Raw genomic sequence first — 21124 nt, 5'->3', positions numbered from 1 at the left:
TCCTTTCGAATTTTGCCAATGATTTGGGAGATTTCACAAATGGAGTTGATAACCAAAATCGAAAAGTTGCACTTAGAGCAGTTCAAACGGGAAAAATCAGTCAACAAGAAATGAAGCAAGTCGTTATCCTAACGGCTTGCATTTCTTTTTTAATGGGAATAGTACTTTTGGCATATAGCTTGCAGGCAGCATCCTATGAAATTTGGTTGAAATTTTTAGGAATGGGACTTGCTAGTATTTTGGCTGCCATTGCCTACACCGTAGGGAAAAAACCCTATGGATATGTGGGGCTGGGTGACTTATCCGTATTTATATTTTTCGGTTTAGTAGGAACCATGGGAACATATTTCCTTCAGACAAAATCTTTACCCTGGCATATCGCATTACCAGCCATCGGTTGTGGATTATTGTCCGTAGCCGTTTTGAACTTAAACAACCTTAGAGATTTAGAGAATGATAAACAATCAGGTAAATTTTCTATACCGGTACGAATAGGCAAGACCTTTGGATTTTATTACCAAAAAGCGCTATTGTTTTTCGGAATCATCCCATTCCCCATATATCATTTAGCGGTGTATCAAACAGGTTCTTCAACGACAGCCAATTTGCTTGTCTTGTTGGGTTATTATCCAATAATTATCATGCTTCGTGATTTGAAATCAGATATGACACCGGCAGAGATAGATCCTTATCTTAAAAAGACGGCATTAAGAACTTTATTTTTAATTTTGTTATTTGGCATTAGCGAAATCATCCAATAACCTCGAACATGACTATGAAGCATCTTTACAAAATTTTATTTGTGGTAATCTTGAGCGTAAGCACAACCGACTGCTTAGCACAAGAGCAAACCGATTATTTGGAATTGGGTTTAACACAGAACAAAACAGGTAATTATGCCGAGGCATTACGAAATTTTAGTTTAGAAATCGAAAAAAATGCAGCAAATCCTAATCCAAATTCATTTTATGGGCGTGGATTTGCTAAATACAACTTAAAAGATTACCGCGGAGCAATCCTAGATTTTGATAAAGCAATCGAGTTAAAACCAACATACTTTGATGCTTTCATTGCCCGTGGACAAAGCTACAGCAAGCAAGAAAATCACAAAGTTGCCATTCAAGATTATAATGAGGCAATTCGCTTAAATCCTTTAGAAGCAACCGCTTATTTTAGTCGAGGTATTTCAAAAGCCAAATTAGCTAATCACCGCGGTGCACTTTCCGATTTCAATAAGTCATTGGAATTAAATGCGGAATATGCTCCTTGCTGGGCAGCTCGGGGGGAAGCTAAAGCACATTTGTCCGACTATAAAGGCAGTATTGAGGATTTTGACAAAGCCATTGAAATTAGTCCTAAACGTTCGAATTATCTGTCGAATCGAGGATTTTCGAAAATGAAATTAGCTGATTATCAAGCCGCATTGAAGGATTTTGATGAAGCCATAAAATTAAGTCCTGAAAATCCAGACGATTGGTATCATGCGGGTTTTTGTAAGACCCAACTTGAAAATTACCGCGGCGAAAATGGCGAAAAAGGTGCCCTTGAAGATTTTAGCAAAGCGATAGAAATGGATCCTGCAAAAGCTGAAGCATATTATGGCCGAGGATTTGTAAAGTCTAAATTGGGTGACCCTAGAGGTGCAGTGGAGGACTACACGAAAGCAGCCGAAATTGGAAATAATGAAGCCGCAAAAATCATGTATGATACTAAAATGACCAAAGCCCTTTTGGATGAATTACGAAATGGTATTCAAGACAAAGTGAAGATTGCAACATTCTCAACAGAGCGTGCTGAGGTGTATTTTAACCGAGGTTCCGCGAAAGCAAAATCAGGAGATCCCAAGCAAGCAATGGAAGATTATAACCGGGCGATTGCATTGAATCCTATCTATGCAGAAGCGTATTTCTTCCGTGGAGTGGCAAAATCAAACCTTGGTGACCAACGTAATGCTATTCAAGATTGTAGCAATGCGATTAAGCTAAATCCTAAATATGCTGAGGCCTATTACGTTCGCGGGATAATTAAATTAGCGCTTGGAGATAATACGGGGTGTATGGACTTAAGCAAATCCGGAGAATTGGGCTACAACCAAGCTTACCAAGTTATTCGAGATCATTGCAACTAATTATTCAAAACGTAAGTGTTTAACTGATTCCCCAGATTCAGCTAATTCAATCAACGAATCGATTCCAATTTGTAAGTGGGAATTGACAAAATTGTTAGTAACTTTTTTATCTGATGCTTCAGTCTTCACGCCATCAGGGGTCATAGGGTTATCAGAAACGAGCAATAAAGCACCATGTGGTATCTTATTAACAAAGCCAACAGTGAAAATGGTTGCGGTTTCCATATCAATTCCCATCGCACGAATATCTGACAAATAGGTTTTAAAGGCTTCATCATGCTCCCAAACTCGGCGATTAGTTGTATAGATTAATCCCGTCCAATAATCCATTTCATGTTTCTTAATCATGGAAGAAACGGCACGCTGTAATCGAAATGAAGGCAAGGCAGGTACTTCCTTAGGCAGGTATTCATCTGAAGTACCCTCGCCACGAACTGCAGCAATGGGTAGAATTAAATCGCCTAAATGTAAGTTCTTCTTTAAACCACCACATTTACCTAAAAACAAAACAGCTTTGGGAGAAATCGCAGATAGAATATCCATGACGGTTGCCGCCATAGGTGACCCCATTCCAAAATTAATGATGGTAATGTTATTCGCCGTCGCTGTCTGCATGGGCCTATCTTGTCCCAAAATTTCTACATTGAATTTTTGCGCAAACATATCCACGTAATTCTTGAAGTTTGTCAATAGAATGTATTGACCAAACGATTCCAAAGGTGTGCCTGTATAGCGAGGTAACCAATTAAGGACAATCTCTTCTTTTGTTTTCATGAATTGTTGGTTTGTTAATGAAAAAAATCAACAAATAGATTAATTTAGTGATTGGCTTTTGGCAAAAAATATGCTCGCTTCATCAGAATTACCTATTGTCTTTCCGGAATATGAATACAAAATAACGCAAAAGGAAGGAAAACTTTTTATTTTTGATGGGATTGCTAAAAAATACCGCGCCTTAACACCCGAAGAATGGGTCAGACAACATTGTTTAAATTTCATTACTCAACATTTAAACTACCCAGCTTCCAATATTCAAATTGAGCGAAATCATAAGATAGACCAATTAAATCGAAGGACAGATATTCAAGTATATGATACAACTGGGCAAGTATTCATGCTAATTGAGTGCAAAGCACCACATATTCCGATAACTTCGATTACCTTCCAACAAGCTAGTCAATATCAAAAAAAGAACCAAGCAAAGTACCTGGTGTTGACGAATGGATTAGAAAATTACATTTACCATATAGATATCAACAAACAAGAAACCTTTTTATTAGATCAATTCCCCCCCTATTATGAAAATAACTCGAATACTATTTAGCCTCTTACTTTTTAGTAGCCCATTATTATTGGCCCAGAATAAACTCAGTCGGCCTAAACTTGTTGTGGGCATTGTTGTGGATCAGATGCGGTATGATTATTTATATCGGTTTGCGAATCGTTATGGTGAAAATGGATTAAAACGCATGATGCGAGAGGGATTAAATTGCCAAGACAACCATTATAATTATGCGCCAACGGTTACCGCAGCAGGACACGCAAGTGTGTATACAGGAACAATTCCAGCGGTTCACGGTGTCGTAGGAAATGATTGGACTGACCGCGCGAGTGGCAAAAAGGTATATTGTACTGATGATTCCACGGTAACAACGGTGGGTACTACAGGAAAAACGGGATTTATGTCCCCTAAAAACCTTTGGACGAGTACGATTACGGATCAATTAAAAATGGCACAGAATTATCAAAGTAAAACCATTGCCATAGCATTGAAGGACCGTGGAGCAATTCTACCAGGTGGACATACGGCAGATGCGGCTTATTGGTATGATTCCAAAGAAGGTCGTTGGATTACCTCAACTTTCTACATGAAGGAATTACCTACGTGGGTACAGGGATTTAATTCGGAAGAGCGCGCTTTAAAATATGCCAAAATGGGCTGGAACACGCTTTACCCGATAAATACCTATACCCAAAGTGCTGGTGATAATATGGAATTTGAAAGTAAAATGGCTGGTGAAACAGCCCCTGTATTCCCGCATAGTTTACAAGGTGGAAACCCTTTGGAACTAATTCGAACAAGCCCATATGGCAATACCTTAACGAAAGACTTTGCCATCAAAGCGATGCAAGAAGAACAATTAGGAAAACGCGGTACGACCGACTTCCTTGCAATAAGTTTTTCTTCAACAGATTACGTTGGACATAGTTTTGGCCCACAATCAATTGAACTTGAAGATACTTATTTGCGATTAGATCAAGATATTGCAGAAATACTAAGCTATTTAGATAAGCAATATGGAAAGGATCAAGTATTAGTCTTCCTAACGGCCGATCACGCAGTCGCAGAAATTCCAGGTTTCATAAAGAGCAAAAAATTACCCGGGGGAATTTTTGATCGAACAAAAGCCATTTCAGATTTAAAGAAAGCCTTGAGCACCGCCTACGGAGATGTGGAATTACTCATTGCCGAGGATAACTCACAATTACATTTTAACAACACCTTAATCCAAAAAATGGGAATTTCTCGCGCGCATTTATACCAAATCGTTCGACAAACCTATGAAAAACAAGATGGATTTTCAGAGTTGGTGGATATGCAAGCTATCCAACAGAGTTCATTAAATGTACACTATAAAAATATCATTCAAAATGGCTATAATGCTGCGCGAAGTGGAGATTTTATGGTTCTTTTAAAACCTCAATGGCTGATGGGATATAAAACTGGAACCTCACATAGTACGTTATATGCTTATGATACCCACGTACCTTTGCTTTTCTATGGATGGAGAGTGAAACCACAAGAGATTAGTCAACGAACAGAAATCAGTGATATCTCGACAACTTTAGCGAATTGGTTACATATCGCAGAGCCATCAGGTAGCATTGGCCGAGTAATCCAAACTAAGTAGGACATTTTTATATTATTTAAAGATTTATACCTAATTTAGAGGTCAATTTTTGAACTAAATCAAGAAAGCAAACATATGAAAATTGCGGTAGTTGGAACAGGATATGTAGGACTCGTAACAGGAACATGTTTCGCAGAAACAGGAAATCACGTGACTTGCGTTGATATAAATGAAGCTAAAATCAAGCAAATGCAAGATGGAATCGTGCCTATTTACGAACCCGGCTTGGAAGATATGTTTCATCGGAATGTCAATGAAGGTCGCTTAAACTTTACCACATCGTTAGTCGATGGTATTGCAGGAGCGAAAGTCATTTTTTTAGCTCTCCCAACGCCACCTGGCGAAGATGGATCAGCCGACTTAAAATACATCTTAAAAGTAGCGAATGATTTAGGGCCCTTATTACAAGACTATACAGTCATTATTGATAAGAGCACGGTGCCTGTTGGCACCTCAGAATTAGTACATGCTGCGATTTCAAAAGCAGCAAACGTACCTTTTGATGTGGTATCAAATCCTGAATTTTTACGTGAGGGTGTTGCGGTTGAGGACTTCATGAAACCTGACCGCGTGGTAATTGGTACGCAATCTGATCGTGCGAAGGAGTTAATGAGCAAATTATACGCACCATTAGTTCGTCAAGGTAATCCAATCATCTTCATGGATGAGCGCTCGGCGGAGATGACCAAATACGCAGCTAATGCATTTTTAGCAACAAAAATCACGTTCATGAATGAGATTGCCAACCTTTGCGAGAAAGTTGGCGCGAATGTAGACGATATTCGTCGGGGAATTGGAACGGACTCACGCATAGGCAAGCGCTTCCTTTTCGCAGGAATCGGCTATGGCGGATCGTGCTTCCCAAAAGATGTACAAGCATTAGCCAAAACATCGCAAGAAAATGATTATCAATTCCGTATTTTGGACTCTGTTATGCAAGTAAACGAGTTGCAAAAAACCAAATTAATGCCCTATATACAGGCGCATTTCAATCATAATTTAGCCGGCAAAACCATTGGAATTTGGGGCTTAGCCTTTAAGCCGTATACAGATGATATTCGTGAGGCACCAGCCTTGTATAACATTGAGGCCTTGCTTGCTCTAGGATGCAAAGTCCGCGTTTATGATCCAGAGGCTATGAAAAATGTGCGTGAGCAAATTGGCGATGTTGTAGAATATTCAAAAACACCTTATGATGCAATAGATGGCGCAGATGCTTTATTAATTGTAACAGAATGGCCTCAATTCAGAACTCCTGATTTTGAGCGTATGGATACATTGCTCAAGAATAAAGTTATTTTTGATGGCCGTAATTTATATGAATTACCACAAATGCAAGAATTGGGTTACACTTACTATTCAGTGGGTCGTCAATCAATTAACGAGTTATCATGAAAAGAATTTTAATTACCGGCGGAGCAGGTTTTTTAGGCTCTCATTTATGTGATCGCTTTATCAAAGAAGGTTACCACGTAATCGCTATGGATAACTTGATCACGGGAGATTTAAAGAATATTGAGCACCTTTTCAAATTGGAGCATTTTGAATTCTATCACCATGATGTGTCGAAGTTTATTCACGTCCCAGGTGAATTGGATTATATATTGCATTTCGCTTCTCCAGCCTCACCGATTGATTATTTAAAGATTCCCATTCAGACTTTAAAAGTAGGTTCATTGGGCATTCATAATTGTTTGGGATTAGCGCGCATTAAACATGCGCGTGTTTTGATTGCATCAACATCTGAAGTATACGGTGATCCGACCGTACATCCTCAACCAGAGGAATATTGGGGAAATGTTAATCCGGTAGGGCCTCGTGGTGTTTATGATGAAGCTAAACGTTTCCAAGAAGCGATGACCATGGCATATCATACCTATCATGGCTTAGAAACACGTATTGTACGTATTTTCAACACCTATGGTCCGCGTATGCGCCTGAATGACGGACGTGTATTGCCAGCTTTCATCGGTCAAGCACTGCGTGGTGAGGACTTAACCATGTTTGGTGATGGGTCTCAAACGCGTGCATTCTGTTATGTAGATGATTTAGTAGAAGGAATTTACCGATTATTGTTAAGCGATTACCCACACCCCGTGAACATAGGTAATCCAGATGAAATTACGATCAAAGAATTTGGAGAGGAAATCATCAAGTTGACTGGTACAAGCCAAAAGTTAATTTCACTACCATTACCAACAGATGACCCAAAACAACGTAAACCTGATATAAGCAAAGCTAAGTCAATCTTAGGTTGGGAACCAAAGGTATCACGTGCAGAAGGGCTTAAAATCACTTATGAATATTTCAAGTCCTTAAGTCCAGAAGATTTACATCGGATGGCGCACCACAAAGAGTTTTAGTAGAAACCGGGGCAACCCGGTTTTTTTGTGTTACAAATTGTAGAGACGCGATACCTCGCGTTTCTAACCCTTAGTTTGTAGAGACGCGATACCTCGCGTCTAATTCAATAATAGACGCGAAGTATCGCGTCTCTACAGATTTTTTGAATCGGCGTAAAAACGCCTCAAACTTTGGCAATCCTGGAAGGTTTGCCAAAGACATACCAACAAAAAAGGCTGCTCTTTCGAGCAGCCTTTTTATTTCAGATTCGGAATATCTTAGTTGAAGATATAACGGATACCGAATTGTGCTTGCCAACGAGATCCAAGACCAAATGAACGTTGGAACGTATCCAATAATGGCGTTGTACCAGAACGGAAAGGGAATTGGAAAACTGGACGACCAGTTGCTGCATCATTCGTTACATAGTTCAACAAACCTGCACGCAATGGAGTTTGATTTAAACCCCACTGTGGAGACACGTAGTTACCGAAGTTAAATACATCCAAAGTGAACTGTAAGGTATTTTTCTTTCCAGCTACATTGATGTAGAAATCTTGGATAACCTTGAAATCAAAGTTAGCTGCCCATGGTAACTCACCACCATTACGCTCTGCATACTGACCACGACGAGATGACAAATATTTATCTTGTGAGATATACTTATCTAAGTCAGCCCATTGTTGCGCTGCTGTATAAGTACCTAAATCACGCAATAAAATCTCTGATTGTGAACGAGGGATATACATCAAGTCATTTGAGAATTGATTATCTCCATTCATATCACCCGAGTATGTATATGAAAAACGACCTGCTGGAGCTACTGAATACGTAAAACCAAATGTAGTAGAAGCTTTCTCATTCGCATAATTCAAACGGTATGAACCATATGCGTTGATACGGTGTGCTTGCATGAATGAAGAGTATGAAGCGACATTTTCGTTTGGATCACCCGAAACAACACGATCTCTCCATTGTGATTGCGCAATCGAACCACCATCATTAACCGAACGTGAATCAGAATTCGTATACGATAAGGACGCAAATAATCCATTATCAAACGACTTTGAAACGGTTGCTGTCAAAGCGTAAGAATAACCTAAGTTCGTATTCTTGATTAAGATAGCATCAGAAATGTTTGGAGAATCAACTGTATTTCCAGTCAATGGAGCATTCAAACCACGTGTACTACCGTAAATTTGGTTGTTACGTGTGTTTGTTGGAATACCTGCGGAAGAAGCTGTGTAATAAATCACACGATTATCTGCACCAACAGCCTTAACCGTTGAATTAGGTAAGTTCACATTCTCTAAATATACCGCATTGATATCCTTCGTGTAGATACCTTCTAAAGATAACAACCAACCGTCACCAATTTGCTTATCAAATGCCAAGTTTGCACGGAAGACCTGCGAGAACTTGAAGTTTGGATCAGTAACCGCCAAGTTATAGGCTGTTGGCTGCAAATTCGTTAACGTACTTGGATCTGGCTTATACGCATTTACATCTGGATTAAATGGAATGTTTCTCAACTCTGCCGCAGCAGTTGCTAAACGTGATCCAAATAATACCCCGTTGTTAGATAACTGATTCGATAACCAAACGTAAGGAACACGTCCAGAGAATACTCCTAAACCACCACGTAATTGAGTAGTCTTGTCATCTTTAACATCCCAGTTAAATCCAAAACGTGGTGACCACAATACCGTTGTCTCTGGAAACTTATTCGTAGTTAATTTAACACCATCACGGAAAGTCAAATTCGGTACAAATGAGTTCGTGTACTTTGGCTCATCAAATGATGGGAATGAAGTAGCATCAGCACGAAGACCAAATGTCAATTTCAATCCTTTAGCTGCTGTAATTTCATCTTGACCATAGAAAGACAAGGTATTACCCTTCATCTCAGCAAATGGGAAGTCAGCATAATTAGACCATTGAACTTGGTAGCGAACTGGAGAAACAGTTAAGTCTCCACTTGCCGATTTGATAAATTCATCAATAGAACGGAACTGATAACCTCCATAGAAGTTAGGCGCAAAACCATTTCTAAATGCATTTGTCTCATAGGCAAAACCTAAGGTATAAACATGCTTTCCTTTATAAATTGTTAAGTTATCTGAGATTTGGAAAATATCAGAATCCAACAAGTTATTTGCAGAGAATGGCTCATAACCAAAAGTTGTTAATTGGTTTAAGTTATTGTTACCAATATCAACCGTTGGGAATGGTGTATTATTTACCGGAGACGCACGGAAATCACGCATTGCTGTATAACCTACTGTCAAGTTATTTGAAATAGAATTCGAGAATGTCGAGTTTAATTCAGCAATATATGAATCTAAGTTGTTGTTGATACGATATAACGAACCTTGGAAAGGCAATACGTTAACCGAAGGAGAACGACCTCCCGACAATGAACCTGAGTTCGATGGCGAGATATCAGCAAATGAACGTAAGTAGTTGTACTTGATATTCAATTTGTGCTTATCAGAAATATTCCAGTCTAAACGAATATTAGCTTTTTGTGAGAATTTTTCTCTGTTGTAGTTCTCGTAAGCACCTGGATCATAATTATACTTAGACAATAAGAAAGACTTCAAACGATCTAAATCTTCTGCCCTTGCAAGTGATCTGTTTGGCTCAGTTCCTGTACGTGTTGCCACAAAGTTTGAACCTGGATCTGTTTGTGTTTCTTGCTCAAATGAACCAAAAATAAATAACTTATTCTTAATGATGGCTCCACCCACACGTGCACCAATTTGACCACGGGTAAACTTACCAAATTGAGACGTAGCATCACCAATTTTATTTCCTACTAAACCTTCGTTTGTACCAAAATAGTAGCCTGAACCTGTCCAATTGTTTGTACCAGACTTCGTTACTACGTTGATATTAGCACCTGTTGCCATACCTTGACGAACGTCATATGGAGCAATCAATACTTGGAATTGGTCAATCGCATCTACTGAAATTGGAGAAGCGCCAGCTTGACCACCAATGGTTGGTGACAAAGCAAACGCATTGTTAAAGAACGCTCCGTCAACAGTAACGTTATTAAACAAGGCATTACGACCTGCAAAGCTCAAACCATTAGCACGTGGATCTAAACGTGCAAAATCACCCAATGAACGATTCAGAGTAGGCAATGTGGTAATCGAAGAATTTGAAACAGTTGTAGCAGCACCCGTACGACCCGAGTTAATCACAGATGAACGAGATGCAACGACTCTAACTTCTTCCAACTGAGATTGGTTAACCTCTAACTTGAAATTTTGACGAAATTCAGATGCCAAGGTTAATTCAATACCCGATTGAACTGCTTCTTTGTAACCTACAAATGTTACGGAAACTTTGTATGGACCTCCCACACGCATGTTGACAATATTAAATCGACCATCAGCACGCGTAGACGCACCATAGCGTGATCCAGTAGGCTCATGGATTGCAATGACCGTAGCTCCTGGTAATCCTTGGCCTTTTTCGTCAACAACACTACCGGCCATCGCGGAAGTGGTAGAACCCTGTGCAAATACTTGCCCAATGGGTAATGCCATCAAAAGCATAAAAAATGCTCCTAACAACACAGAATGAGTAATAAATCTTCTCTGCATAAATTTGGAATTTAGTTATAAATTAAATTGAAGAATTTGGTCACAAAATAAACCTAAAAAATCAAATACTCCAAAAATATACGTAAAGGATTTATACCCTTTACTCATATAATTAACTGATTTTTAGCACTAAAGACATATTAAGTTTACCTATTCGCATTATAAAGCCCTAGTTTAGTCCTAAAACCATTTTAAATTTAACAGAAAGATAATTTTTAACTTTTTAAAGAATAATTTTGCATCAGATTTATACCCCATGCAAGAGCAAAATATCAAACTGACTTCTTTTTCACACGGTGCCGGCTGTGGATGTAAAATATCCCCACAGATTTTAGACACCATTCTACAATCAGATGCACCTAAAATGCACCATCCTTTTCTACTCGTAGGAAATGAGAGTCGGGACGATGCGGCTGTATTCGACTGGCAAAATGGGGAAGCTGTCATCTCAACGACCGATTTTTTCATGCCCATAGTAGATGACCCATTTGATTTCGGTAAAATCGCTGCAACAAATGCCATTTCCGACGTCTATGCGATGGGGGGTACTCCACTTATGGCCATTGCTATCCTAGGCTGGCCCATTGACAAACTCGCTCCTGAAATCGCTGCGAAAGTTTTGGAAGGTGGTCGGGCTGCATGCGCAGAAGCTGGCATCCCATTAGCCGGTGGACACTCCATTGATTCACCTGAACCTATTTTTGGTTTGGCGGTGACTGGGAAAGTAAAAAAAGAAGAACTAAAACAAAATGATACCGCTACAAAAGGCTGTATGTTGTATTTAACCAAGCCTCTAGGCGTTGGAATTATATCCACAGGCCAAAAACGAGGTATTGTCAGCGACGAAGATCTCGGGCGAGCAGTTAAACAGATGAGTACATTGAATTCTTTTGGTGCAAAATTAGGACCTTTATCCTACGTTAAAGCGCTTACCGATGTTACTGGATTTGGATTGTTTGGCCATTTGATGGAGATGGTAGAAGGCTCAGGATTAAGTGCAAAGATAGACTTTACAAGGGTGCCGCTACTTCCCAACATACATTCCTACTTGGATCAAAAATGTTTTCCGGGTGGTACCGCAAGGAATTTAGCAAGTTATGGTCACCGTTTAAGTGATGAGATTGATGAGCGCCAACGATACATTGGGGCAGACCCGCAAACATCGGGTGGATTATTAATTGCTGTTGAAGCTGATCACACGTCAGAATTTGAAGCATTTGCTTTAACGCAAGGCTTGGAATTAAGCCCTATTGGCGAGTTAATTCATGCACAAGAAAAAGCCATTATATTAGCATAATGAAACTATTTGCACGCACAGTTGGCACATCGGGAACTCCAATCATCATATTACACGGTATTTTTGGTTCCTCTGACAATTGGTTAGGTATAGCCAAAGCCTTTTCAGAAACAAACCGCGTTTACTTGTTGGACCAGCGAAACCACGGACAATCACCATGGTCAGACGAATTTGACTACCAAGTCATGGCGGCTGATTTATGGGAGTTTATTGAAGATAATGCTTTGGTAAATCCCGTCATTATTGGACACTCCATGGGGGGCAAAACAGTGATGCAATTTGGACTTAGCTATCCTGAAATCGCACAAAAAATCATTGTTGTGGATATTGCACCTAAATTCTATCCCGTGCATCACACCAGTATTTTATCTGGCCTAAATTCAGTAGACCTTACATCGATTCAAAGCAGAAACGATGCAAATGAACACATGAAGCGCTTTGAAGAGAATGAAGGCGTGCGTCAGTTCTTATTGAAAAACCTTTACCGTAATGCCGAAGGAGCATTTGCTTGGCGTATTAATCTTCCGATCATTACCAAAAACATTGATGTGGTAGGTCACGAGCTTTTTATCAAACAAGCCTGTAAGACTGAAACCTATTTCATCAAAGGAGCAAATTCACATTATATTCAACCAGAAGACGAACGATATATCGCCGAAATATTCCCAAATTTTGAATTAATTGAAATTCAACATGCAGGTCACTGGGTTCAAGCAGATCAACCTGAAGCATTTATTCATGTGTTAAAAGAGATTCTATGAAGATAGTGCTCATTCCATGCCCCATAGCTGATCAAACAGCGTCACAGGTACTTCCAGAAGAAGTAAGGCAAGCTGTATTACATACAACGCATTATCTGGTTGAAAATGTACGTACAGCCCGTAGATTTATTAGCGAATTAAAATTAGGTATCGTTATTGATGAACTAATTTTCGAAATTCTAGACAAGGATACCAAAAGAGAAACAATCATTCAATTTTTCAAAACATATCAAAACGTTCCATCGGTTGGTATTATTTCTGAAGCAGGTTGCCCCGGAATAGCTGATCCAGGTGCTTTAGCTGTTGGCATAGCGCAAGAAATGAATATGGAGGTTGTCCCATTGGTAGGCCCCTCCTCCATCCTACTTGCCTTAATGGCGTCTGGATTTTCAGGCCAACAATTTCGCTTTCATGGCTATTTGCCTATCGAACGTGCCGCAAGAATTCGAAGAATTGAAAAATTGCAAAAAGATGTTGAGAAAACAGGGGAAACCCAACTCTTCATCGAAACGCCGTATCGAAACAATGCCATGCTAGAAGATTTAATTCAGCAATTACCAGCGAACCAATTATTATCAATTGGTTGTAACATTCAAGACCCAGCAGGTTTTACGGAAACGAAAACCCTAAAATCTTGGTCTGAGGATAAGCCGGACCTACACAAAAAACCCTGCATCTTTCTATTAGGTCGCTCATAAAATTCGTATTTTGCACCAAAATTAATATTCGTGATTTACCAACAAGCCTTTACCTGCAACCCGTTTCAAGAGAATACCTATTTCGTTTGGGACGACGCTGGTAATGGGGTAGTAATCGATCCAGGATGTTATACCTACGCAGAACGAAAAGTTATGCAGGACTTCATTGAATCAAAAAGCATAAAGCTTCAGTATATTTTAAATACGCATGCGCACATCGATCATATTCTTGGTGTGGCTTATTTCCAACAAACCTACAAAATCCCTTTTTGTCTTCATCCACTTGATAAACCCTTATTGGATGATGCGTCAAATCGGGCAGAAGTTTATGGATTTCCACATTACCAAACGGCTATGGTAGATCGCTGGTTTGTTAATAACGAACAAATACAGGTTGGCGCAATGAAATTCAACGTATTGTTCGTGCCGGGTCATGCACCCGGTCATGTAGCATTTTACGAGGCCTCGATGGGTTGGGTTTTTGACGGAGATGTTTTATTTAAACAAAGTATTGGTCGAACGGATTTCCCATTATGTAACCATACAGACCTCCTATCAAGCATAAAAAACCAATTGTATACGCTACCAGAAGAAACCCTTGTTTTTCCCGGACATGGCCCTGCGACAAGCATCGCTGAAGAAAAAATGAATAATCCATTTGTTAAAGCATGAAAAAAGAAATCCCCAATTTATTGACCTTAGCCAACCTTTTAGCAGGCTGTATGGGATTGTATTTTGTGATGCAGGGGAATGTGCTTTTTGCTTCATATTGCATTTTCATCTCATTGGTTTGTGATTTTTTAGATGGTTTTTTAGCTCGACTATTGCAAGCATATTCAGATTTGGGCAAGGAATTGGATTCATTAGCAGACGTTGTTTCGTTCGGTGTGCTTCCGAGTTTCATTCTTCTGAATTTAGTGGAACAAAGCTGTGGAACTCAATGTACTGTGGGGCTCTTTGGATTCTATAAACCCTTTATGGTATTTTCATTGGCATTAATGTCTGCTTATCGTTTAGCAAAATTCAATATTGATACCCGACAAACTGACTCATTTATAGGTGTGCCAACACCAGCAAATGGTCTTCTAGTAGCTTCCTTACCCCTAATTATTCATTTCCAACCCGAATACGCTCAATATATTTTACATTTTCAGGGTCTATTAATTTACAGCATCTTGATGAGTTACTTGCTTGTTTCGGAGTTGCCTCTGATGGCTTTCAAATTTAAGACTTGGTCCTGGGCTGATAATCAAAGTCGATACTTATTCTTAATTTATTGCATTGCTTTATTAGTAATGCTTAAATTTGCAGCTTTCCCTGTCTTGGTGATATCGTATATTGCTCTTTCAGGTATTCTTTCGTTAAATAAATCCATTCAAAAATGAAATTCATCGCCGAAATCAATGTAATGCCCCAAAAAGAAATTCTTGACCCACAAGGAAAAGCGGTTCGTATTGGCTTACAAAATTTAAATATCACGCAAGTATCTGATGTTCGTATCGGAAAACACATCACTTTACAATTGGAAGCGGCATCAGAGGCGGTAGCGCATGAGATTGTAACAGAAGCTTGTAAGAAGTTATTGGCGAACCTTATTATGGAAGAATTCGAATTTACGCTAACAGCGATATAAATTTAAAACTGGCCTGTATGCAACATCACTAGTGTGCAGGCCTCTTCTACTTCAATACCTTGTTTGATTAACTCAGACATTAATGCAGGGTTCTCTGTTCCTGGATTGAAAATCACACGCTTAGGGGCCAATTGAGTAATATAGGCCAACAAATCTTGTTGGTGCTGTGGGCCTACATACAAGGTAATTGTATGTATGTTCGAAATAATCGGTTGGTTTTGCAGAATTTCTATTCCTTGCACATCGCCTTTTTTCACGCCAACTAAGAACACTTCGTGTCCTTTTTCCAACAATAAATTCGTTGCTAAATAAGCATATCGTTGCGGATTTATGGAAGCACCAAAAACAAGTACACGCATATTATCAGTTTATTGATACAATGATAATAAAATATCTCCCGAATAAAGCTTAGATTCGTTCAATATTACAACCACTAATTCAATCATATGAAATCTTCATCCTCTTGGATGGAACGTTGGGCTAACATTGAGCTAAACATTCCAACCGAACAAGTCTATCAAGTCTCAAATTTAGGTCGAATACGTAATCGTTTTAATAAAATATTACAGGGCTCTACTATTCAAGGCTACAAATCACTGAATATTCGAATTCAAAAAACCCATAGAAATTTCTATGTACATAAATTGGTAGCACAACATTTCTGCCCGCATTCGAAAGCAGAGGATTTTTTTGTTATTCATAAAGATTATGATAAACTAAACAATAGGTACGATAACCTTAAGTGGGTGAATCGATTCGAATTGACTCAACATAACAAAACGAATCCGGCGATCATCAATAAAAGCATTCCGATGGCAGCGAAGCATTACAAACTTAACCCAAGTAAAGTTCTCATGATCAAACAACTAATTCGCTCCGGAAAAAGTAGGCCTAAAATGATCGCCAAACTATTTGGTATCACATCGACCCAAGTAACTCGCATCAAAAAAGGCGAAAATTGGAAAAATGTCAATTAGAACAATTTGGACGCAATGGCATGAACACTGTCAGACTTGCTCATCGTGTAGAAATGCAAAGCAGGTACGCCAGCTTTAATCAATTCTTTACCTTGCTGTACTGACCATTCTATACCTACTTCCTTAATCGCTGCATTGGATGAACACTTTTTTACCTCCAATGCTAAAGCCTCAGGTATTTCCAAATGAAATATTTCAGGCAAAATTTCTAATTGGCGCGCGGTGGCTAAAGGCTTTATTCCCGGAATGATAGGCACATTAATTCCTATAGCCCGACATTTATCGACAAAATTGAAATAATGTTGGTTGTTGAAAAACATTTGTGTAACAATGTAATCAGCACCAGCATCAACTTTTTGTTTCAAATAACGTAAATCCTCCTCGAGAGAAACTGCCTCAAAATGTTTTTCTGGATATGCTGCAACACCAATACAAAAGTTGGTAGGCAATGATTCTGTTTCCTCATGTAACAAAATACCTTGATTCATGGCATGAACTTGTTCAACTAGTTCATTAGCATAGGCGTGTCCTCCTGGTTTTGGTATAAAACGATCCTCTCCCTTTTCTTGGTCACCTCGTAAAATAAGCGCATTTTCAATACCTAAATAATGTAAGTCTATTAAAAAATCTTCGGTTTCTTCTTTGGTAAACCCACCACAAATAACATGAGGAACAGCCTCTACCTTGAATTTCTGCATAATCGCAGCACAAATTCCGAGGGTACCAGGTCTTTTACGAATGGGAATCCTTTTCAAATTACCGTCCACCATTTTCTCCACATACTCCTCACGATGGTAAGTAACTTCAATAAATGGGGGATTGAATTCCATTAAAGGCTCAATATGGGAAACTAATTCACCCAAATGTTGGCCTTTCATCGGAGGAATAATCTCAATAGAGAACAAAGTCTTCCCTTTTGCTTCCTCAATATATTGTGTAATCTTCGTCATGTTACTTAAACATCATATGTTAAAACGGGACTTAACCAACGTTCAATTTCTTCCACCAACATCCCTTTACGAGTAGCATAATCAAGCACTTGATCTTTTGCAATTTTACCTAAACCAAAATAGGTACTTTCTGGATGCGAGAAGTAAAAGCCTGAAACGGATGACGCAGGGTGCATGGCATAACTCTCTGTTAATTGAATTCCCAATTGTTTCTCTGCATCCAATAACTCAAACAAGCGCTTTTTCTCCGTATGATCAGGACAAGCTGGATAGCCTGGAGCGGGGCGAATTCCTTGGTATTTTTCAGAAATCAATTCCTCATTACTTAAGGCCTCCGTAGCTGCATAGCCCCAAAACTCTTTCCGTACGCGAGCATGCATCAATTCCGCAAAAGCCTCTGCCAAACGATCGGCTAAAGCTTTCACCATGATAGCATTATAATCATCATGTTGTTTTTCAAATCGCTCTAAAAGCTTTTCAATACCAATACCCGTTGTCACAGCAAATGCACCTACGTAATCTGTTTCACCTGTAGTTAAAGGTGCAACAAAATCGCTTAAACAACGATTTGGTAAACTCGCAGCCTTTAAACCTTGTTGGCGTAAATGATGTAACCATTTGGAAGAATCAGATCCCGCATCCTTTTTTACAACATCATATTCAATGTGTGTATGAACGCCATGCTTATCGCAAGGAAGCTCGTTAACTCGTTCAACGATATCATGCAAAATAATATCGTCTCCTAATCCATTAGCAGGAAAGAAACCCAATGCGGCTTTAGCGGTTAATGATTTATTATCAACAATTTCTTTCAACAGCGCTTGCGCATCATTGAATAATTTTCGTGCCTCCTGGCCTACGGTCTCATTTTCAAAAATACGAGGGTATTTACCAGACAATTGCCAGGTAGAAAAGAAAGGGGTCCAATCAATATACTGAGCAATTTCAGCCAAATCGTAATCCTGAAAATACTTAACTCCCAAGAAACTTGGTTTTGTTGGCTTAAAACCAGCCCAATCAATCCCACTCGATTTTTGACGAGCCTGCTCAATCGACAAGTAATTCTTCTCTTGTTGGCGAGCCGCATGTGAAACCCTTAATTCAGCATATTCTTGCTTAATTTCACTAAAGATTTCTTTCGAAGTCAATTCACTTTGAAGCAAACGACCTGCAACCGGCACTGAACGTGAAGCATCCAGAACATGAATAACAGGGCCGCTATAATGCGGATCAATTTTTACAGCTGTATGAATTCGAGAAGTGGTAGCTCCACCGATTAAAAGCGGAATGGTAAATCCTTGGCGTTCCATTTCTTTGGCGACATACACCATTTCATCCAAAGATGGCGTAATTAATCCTGACAAACCGATAATATCAACTTGATGTTCCTTGGCAGCTGCTAAGATTTTTTCACAAGAAACCATCACACCAATGTCGATGACTTCGTAATTATTACATGCTAAAACGACACCAACAATGTTTTTACCAATATCGTGTACATCACCTTTTACAGTCGCTAATAAAATCTTTCCCGCTGATGAACTTTCCCCTCCCTGCTTCTCGGCTTCAATAAACGGCAATAAATAAGCAACGGCTTTTTTCATCACTCTGGCCGACTTAACAACCTGAGGTAAGAACATTTTGCCTTCGCCAAAAAGATCTCCAACTACATTCATACCATCCATCAGAGGACCTTCAATCACTTGAATAGGTCGCTCAACTAACTGGCGAGCCTCTTCCACATCTTCATCAATAAACTCAGTCAATCCTTTAATCAATGCGTGCTCGAGACGTTTATTAACAGGTAGAGATCGCCATGCATCATCAACAACGGCTTCCTTTCCTGCGGATTTAACGGTCTCGGCAAAATTGACAAGTTTCTCAGTAGATTCCGGATTTCGGTTAAGTAAAACATCTTCACACAAATCACGAAGAGGCTGTTCAATTTGATCATAAACACCTAATTGGCTTGCATTGACAATACCCATATCCATACCAGCTTTAATCGCATGATATAAAAACACGGTATGCATAGCTTCACGTACGGGTTCATTGCCACGGAAAGAGAACGATATGTTAGATACACCTCCTGAAACTTTCGCTAATGGCAAATGCTCTTTAATCCATTTGGTAGCTTTAATGAAATCATTGGCATAATTATTATGCTCTTCTATACCGGTAGCAACCGTTAAAATATTGGGATCAAAAATGATATCCTGTGGTGGGAAATGTACCTTATCCACTAAAATACGATAGGCTCTTTCACAAATTTCTATACGGCGTTCATAAGAATCAGCTTGACCACTTTCATCAAAAGCCATCACTACCACCGAGGCGCCGTATTGCTTTACCTTGCTGGCTAATTCTATAAACCGCTCCTCCCCTTCTTTTAAAGAAATGGAGTTTACGACAGATTTACCTTGAACGCATTTCAATCCAGCTTCTATCACTTCCCACTTGGATGAGTCAATCATGATTGGTAATCGAGAAATATCGGGCTCTGCCATCAATAAATTCAAGAATTGCGGCATCATTTTCACGCCATCAATCATCCCTTCATCCATATTGATATCCAAAATCTGCGCCCCTCCATCCACTTGCTCACGCGCCACAGCTATGGCTTCCTCAAAATTCTCCTCCCGAATCAAGCGGGCAAATTTCTTTGAACCAGTAACATTACATCGTTCGCCGATATTAACAAAGTTGGTCAACTCCGTTATTTCCAAAGGCTCTAAGCCAGATAATTTCTGATGGTGGTGTGAGGCCGGTATTTGATGTGGTACATAATTGACTGCCACATCAGCTATGGCTTTGATGTGTGCGGGCGTGGTTCCACAGCAGCCTCCGATGATATTGATAAACCCATGCTGCAAAAAGTCTTCAATGACAACAGCCATTTGTTCTGGGCTCTCATCATATTCACCCATTTCATTCGGCAACCCGGCATTTGGATGAGCAGAAACATAAAATGGGGATTTATCGCTGAGCGTTTTGACATAAGGACGCATCAAATCTGCTCCTAAGGCACAATTAAGACCTACCGAAAGCAAAGGCATGTGGGATATGGAGGTCAAAAAAGCTTCTGTTGTTTGACCTGAAAGTGTTCTACCTGAGGCATCCGTAATGGTCCCTGAGACCATAACGGGCAAATAAGGCTTCGCAGGATGTGCTTTGAAAAATTGATCAATTGCAAATAAAGCGGCTTTGGCATTCAAGGTATCAAATACGGTTTCAACCAATAAAATATCGGAACCACCATCCACTAAGCCACGTACTTGTTCTGTATATGCTTCTACTAACTCATCAAATGTAACAGCTCGATAACCTGGGTCATTGACGTCTGGAGAGAGTGAAAGTGTACGATTCGTTGGCCCAATCGATCCGGCAACATACCGGGGTTTGTGTGGATTTTTAGCCGTAAATTCATCGGCAACTTCACGGGCAATTTTAGCAGATTGAAAATTTAACTCATAAACTAAATCTTCCATGTGGTAATCAGCCATGGCAATGGAGGTACCTGAAAACGTATTGGTCTCTGCGATGTCAGCACCCGCCTCAAAATATTTAGCATGAATCTCTTTGATTACATCAGGGCGAGTAATTGATAGTAAATCATTGTTCCCTTTTACCTCATGCGGAAAGTCTTTAAATCGCTCTCCACGGTAATCGGCATCCGATAACTTATATTCTTGAATCAGTGAACCCATGGCACCATCCAAGACCAAAATCCGGTGGCGCAATTGTTCATAAATAGATGGCTTCTGCATAATCTTGCAAATATACCATAAAAGGCTCAAAAGATGAGCCAGAA

18 protein-coding genes are annotated in these 21124 nt (G+C 39.5%); 13 read left to right on the top strand and 5 right to left on the bottom strand.

Features of this window, described 5'->3' with window-relative positions; translation table 11 throughout:
* On the top strand, positions 1–761 hold a 761-nt coding region (gene menA / locus ACIQZ2_RS03175), incomplete at its 5' end, for a 1,4-dihydroxy-2-naphthoate octaprenyltransferase (RefSeq protein WP_395767390.1).
* A gap of 14 nt (positions 762–775) precedes the next feature.
* Positions 776–2128 (top strand): tetratricopeptide repeat protein, encoded by a 1353-nt coding sequence (locus ACIQZ2_RS03170; RefSeq protein WP_395767389.1) that lies wholly within the window; start codon positions 776–778, stop codon positions 2126–2128.
* Here the strand turns inward: ACIQZ2_RS03170 and ACIQZ2_RS03165 are convergent, their stop codons facing one another.
* Positions 2129–2902 (bottom strand): AMP nucleosidase, encoded by a 774-nt coding sequence (locus tag ACIQZ2_RS03165; protein WP_395767388.1) that lies wholly within the window; start codon positions 2900–2902, stop codon positions 2129–2131.
* Between the two features lie 70 nt (positions 2903–2972).
* On the opposite strand from ACIQZ2_RS03165, the gene ACIQZ2_RS03160 reads away from it, so the two are divergent.
* The 4 genes from ACIQZ2_RS03160 (at position 2973) to ACIQZ2_RS03145 (ending at position 7403) form a co-directional block, all read left to right on the top strand.
* Positions 2973–3452, top strand: coding sequence for a type I restriction enzyme HsdR N-terminal domain-containing protein (locus ACIQZ2_RS03160; RefSeq protein WP_395767387.1), 480 nt, complete (start codon positions 2973–2975; stop codon positions 3450–3452).
* Entirely contained in the window at positions 3427–5040 is a 1614-nt protein-coding gene (gene pafA, locus ACIQZ2_RS03155; protein WP_395767386.1) for an alkaline phosphatase PafA, read from the top strand. The genes ACIQZ2_RS03160 and pafA overlap by 26 nt, the downstream gene beginning before the upstream one ends.
* A gap of 75 nt (positions 5041–5115) precedes the next feature.
* Complete coding sequence (locus ACIQZ2_RS03150) at positions 5116–6435, top strand: UDP-glucose dehydrogenase family protein (protein ID WP_395767385.1); 1320 nt, start codon at positions 5116–5118, stop codon at positions 6433–6435.
* The gene (locus ACIQZ2_RS03145) at positions 6432–7403 is read left to right on the top strand and encodes a UDP-glucuronic acid decarboxylase family protein (RefSeq protein ID WP_395767384.1); all 972 of its coding nucleotides are present in this window, start codon (positions 6432–6434) and stop codon (positions 7401–7403) included. The genes ACIQZ2_RS03150 and ACIQZ2_RS03145 overlap by 4 nt, the downstream gene beginning before the upstream one ends.
* Before the next feature lie 258 nt (positions 7404–7661).
* Here ACIQZ2_RS03145 and ACIQZ2_RS03140 read toward each other — a convergent pair whose 3' ends face one another.
* Entirely contained in the window at positions 7662–10997 is a 3336-nt protein-coding gene (locus ACIQZ2_RS03140) for a carboxypeptidase regulatory-like domain-containing protein (protein WP_395767383.1), read from the bottom strand.
* Between the two features lie 256 nt (positions 10998–11253).
* Between ACIQZ2_RS03140 and selD the strand changes: the two genes are divergently transcribed.
* Genes selD through purS form a run of 6 tightly spaced genes read left to right on the top strand, consistent with a single transcriptional unit; the run spans position 11254 to position 15386 of the window.
* Positions 11254–12294, top strand: a complete 1041-nt coding sequence (gene selD / locus ACIQZ2_RS03135) for a selenide, water dikinase SelD (protein ID WP_395767382.1) — start codon at positions 11254–11256, stop codon at positions 12292–12294.
* Positions 12294–13055 (top strand): alpha/beta fold hydrolase, encoded by a 762-nt coding sequence (locus ACIQZ2_RS03130; RefSeq protein ID WP_395767381.1) that lies wholly within the window; start codon positions 12294–12296, stop codon positions 13053–13055. The genes selD and ACIQZ2_RS03130 overlap by 1 nt, the downstream gene beginning before the upstream one ends.
* The gene (locus ACIQZ2_RS03125; RefSeq protein ID WP_395767380.1) at positions 13052–13753 is read left to right on the top strand and encodes an SAM-dependent methyltransferase; all 702 of its coding nucleotides are present in this window, start codon (positions 13052–13054) and stop codon (positions 13751–13753) included. The genes ACIQZ2_RS03130 and ACIQZ2_RS03125 overlap by 4 nt, the downstream gene beginning before the upstream one ends.
* A 30-nt stretch (positions 13754–13783) precedes the next feature.
* A complete protein-coding gene (locus tag ACIQZ2_RS03120; protein ID WP_395767379.1) occupies positions 13784–14425 on the top strand; it encodes an MBL fold metallo-hydrolase in 642 nt (213 codons plus the stop codon).
* Entirely contained in the window at positions 14422–15138 is a 717-nt protein-coding gene (pssA, locus tag ACIQZ2_RS03115; protein WP_395767378.1) for a CDP-diacylglycerol--serine O-phosphatidyltransferase, read from the top strand. The genes ACIQZ2_RS03120 and pssA overlap by 4 nt, the downstream gene beginning before the upstream one ends.
* Positions 15135–15386: a phosphoribosylformylglycinamidine synthase subunit PurS gene (gene purS, locus ACIQZ2_RS03110; protein WP_395767377.1), complete on the top strand. Its 252-nt coding sequence runs from the start codon at positions 15135–15137 to the stop codon at positions 15384–15386. Before pssA ends, purS begins: the two co-directional genes overlap by 4 nt.
* A 2-nt stretch (positions 15387–15388) precedes the next feature.
* On the opposite strand, the gene ACIQZ2_RS03105 is transcribed toward purS, so the two are convergent.
* Positions 15389–15745, bottom strand: coding sequence for a CoA-binding protein (locus ACIQZ2_RS03105; protein WP_395767376.1), 357 nt, complete (start codon positions 15743–15745; stop codon positions 15389–15391).
* 87 nt (positions 15746–15832) lie between these two features.
* Between ACIQZ2_RS03105 and ACIQZ2_RS03100 the strand changes: the two genes are divergently transcribed.
* A complete protein-coding gene (locus tag ACIQZ2_RS03100; RefSeq protein WP_395767375.1) occupies positions 15833–16363 on the top strand; it encodes an HNH endonuclease in 531 nt (176 codons plus the stop codon).
* On the opposite strand, the gene metF is transcribed toward ACIQZ2_RS03100, so the two are convergent.
* Both metF and metH read right to left on the bottom strand, forming a co-directional pair.
* A complete protein-coding gene (gene metF / locus ACIQZ2_RS03095) occupies positions 16360–17313 on the bottom strand; it encodes a methylenetetrahydrofolate reductase [NAD(P)H] (RefSeq protein WP_395767374.1) in 954 nt (317 codons plus the stop codon). The two genes, ACIQZ2_RS03100 and metF, sit on opposite strands and share 4 nt — an antisense overlap.
* Positions 17314–17318: 5 nt before the next feature.
* The gene (metH, locus tag ACIQZ2_RS03090) at positions 17319–21080 is read right to left on the bottom strand and encodes a methionine synthase (RefSeq protein ID WP_395767373.1); all 3762 of its coding nucleotides are present in this window, start codon (positions 21078–21080) and stop codon (positions 17319–17321) included.
* Positions 21081–21124: the final 44 nt, after the last annotated feature.

Origin of the sequence: Aquirufa sp. (assembly GCF_044342065.1) — a bacterium.
Classification (GTDB): Bacteria; Bacteroidota; Bacteroidia; order Cytophagales; family Spirosomataceae; genus Aquirufa.
The sequence above is the reverse complement of the archived record's forward strand: the minus strand, read 5'-3'. Positions and strand labels throughout refer to the sequence as shown.

Excerpts from the sequence above, each read along its gene's own strand:
- ACIQZ2_RS03170 (WP_395767389.1), top strand. The coding sequence starts at position 776 with ATGAAGCATCTTTACAAAATTTTATTTGTGGTAATCTTGAGCGTAAGC.
- ACIQZ2_RS03165 (WP_395767388.1), bottom strand. The coding sequence starts at position 2,902 with ATGAAAACAAAAGAAGAGATTGTCCTTAATTGGTTACCTCGCTATACA.
- ACIQZ2_RS03160 (WP_395767387.1), top strand. The coding sequence starts at position 2,973 with ATGCTCGCTTCATCAGAATTACCTATTGTCTTTCCGGAATATGAATAC.
- pafA (WP_395767386.1), top strand. The coding sequence starts at position 3,427 with ATGAAAATAACTCGAATACTATTTAGCCTCTTACTTTTTAGTAGCCCA.
- ACIQZ2_RS03150 (WP_395767385.1), top strand. The coding sequence starts at position 5,116 with ATGAAAATTGCGGTAGTTGGAACAGGATATGTAGGACTCGTAACAGGA.
- ACIQZ2_RS03145 (WP_395767384.1), top strand. The coding sequence starts at position 6,432 with ATGAAAAGAATTTTAATTACCGGCGGAGCAGGTTTTTTAGGCTCTCAT.
- ACIQZ2_RS03140 (WP_395767383.1), bottom strand. The coding sequence starts at position 10,997 with ATGCAGAGAAGATTTATTACTCATTCTGTGTTGTTAGGAGCATTTTTT.
- selD (WP_395767382.1), top strand. The coding sequence starts at position 11,254 with ATGCAAGAGCAAAATATCAAACTGACTTCTTTTTCACACGGTGCCGGC.
- ACIQZ2_RS03130 (WP_395767381.1), top strand. The coding sequence starts at position 12,294 with ATGAAACTATTTGCACGCACAGTTGGCACATCGGGAACTCCAATCATC.
- ACIQZ2_RS03125 (WP_395767380.1), top strand. The coding sequence starts at position 13,052 with ATGAAGATAGTGCTCATTCCATGCCCCATAGCTGATCAAACAGCGTCA.
- pssA (WP_395767378.1), top strand. The coding sequence starts at position 14,422 with ATGAAAAAAGAAATCCCCAATTTATTGACCTTAGCCAACCTTTTAGCA.
- purS (WP_395767377.1), top strand. The coding sequence starts at position 15,135 with ATGAAATTCATCGCCGAAATCAATGTAATGCCCCAAAAAGAAATTCTT.
- ACIQZ2_RS03105 (WP_395767376.1), bottom strand. The coding sequence starts at position 15,745 with ATGCGTGTACTTGTTTTTGGTGCTTCCATAAATCCGCAACGATATGCT.
- ACIQZ2_RS03100 (WP_395767375.1), top strand. The coding sequence starts at position 15,833 with ATGAAATCTTCATCCTCTTGGATGGAACGTTGGGCTAACATTGAGCTA.
- metF (WP_395767374.1), bottom strand. The coding sequence starts at position 17,313 with ATGACGAAGATTACACAATATATTGAGGAAGCAAAAGGGAAGACTTTG.
- metH (WP_395767373.1), bottom strand. The coding sequence starts at position 21,080 with ATGCAGAAGCCATCTATTTATGAACAATTGCGCCACCGGATTTTGGTC.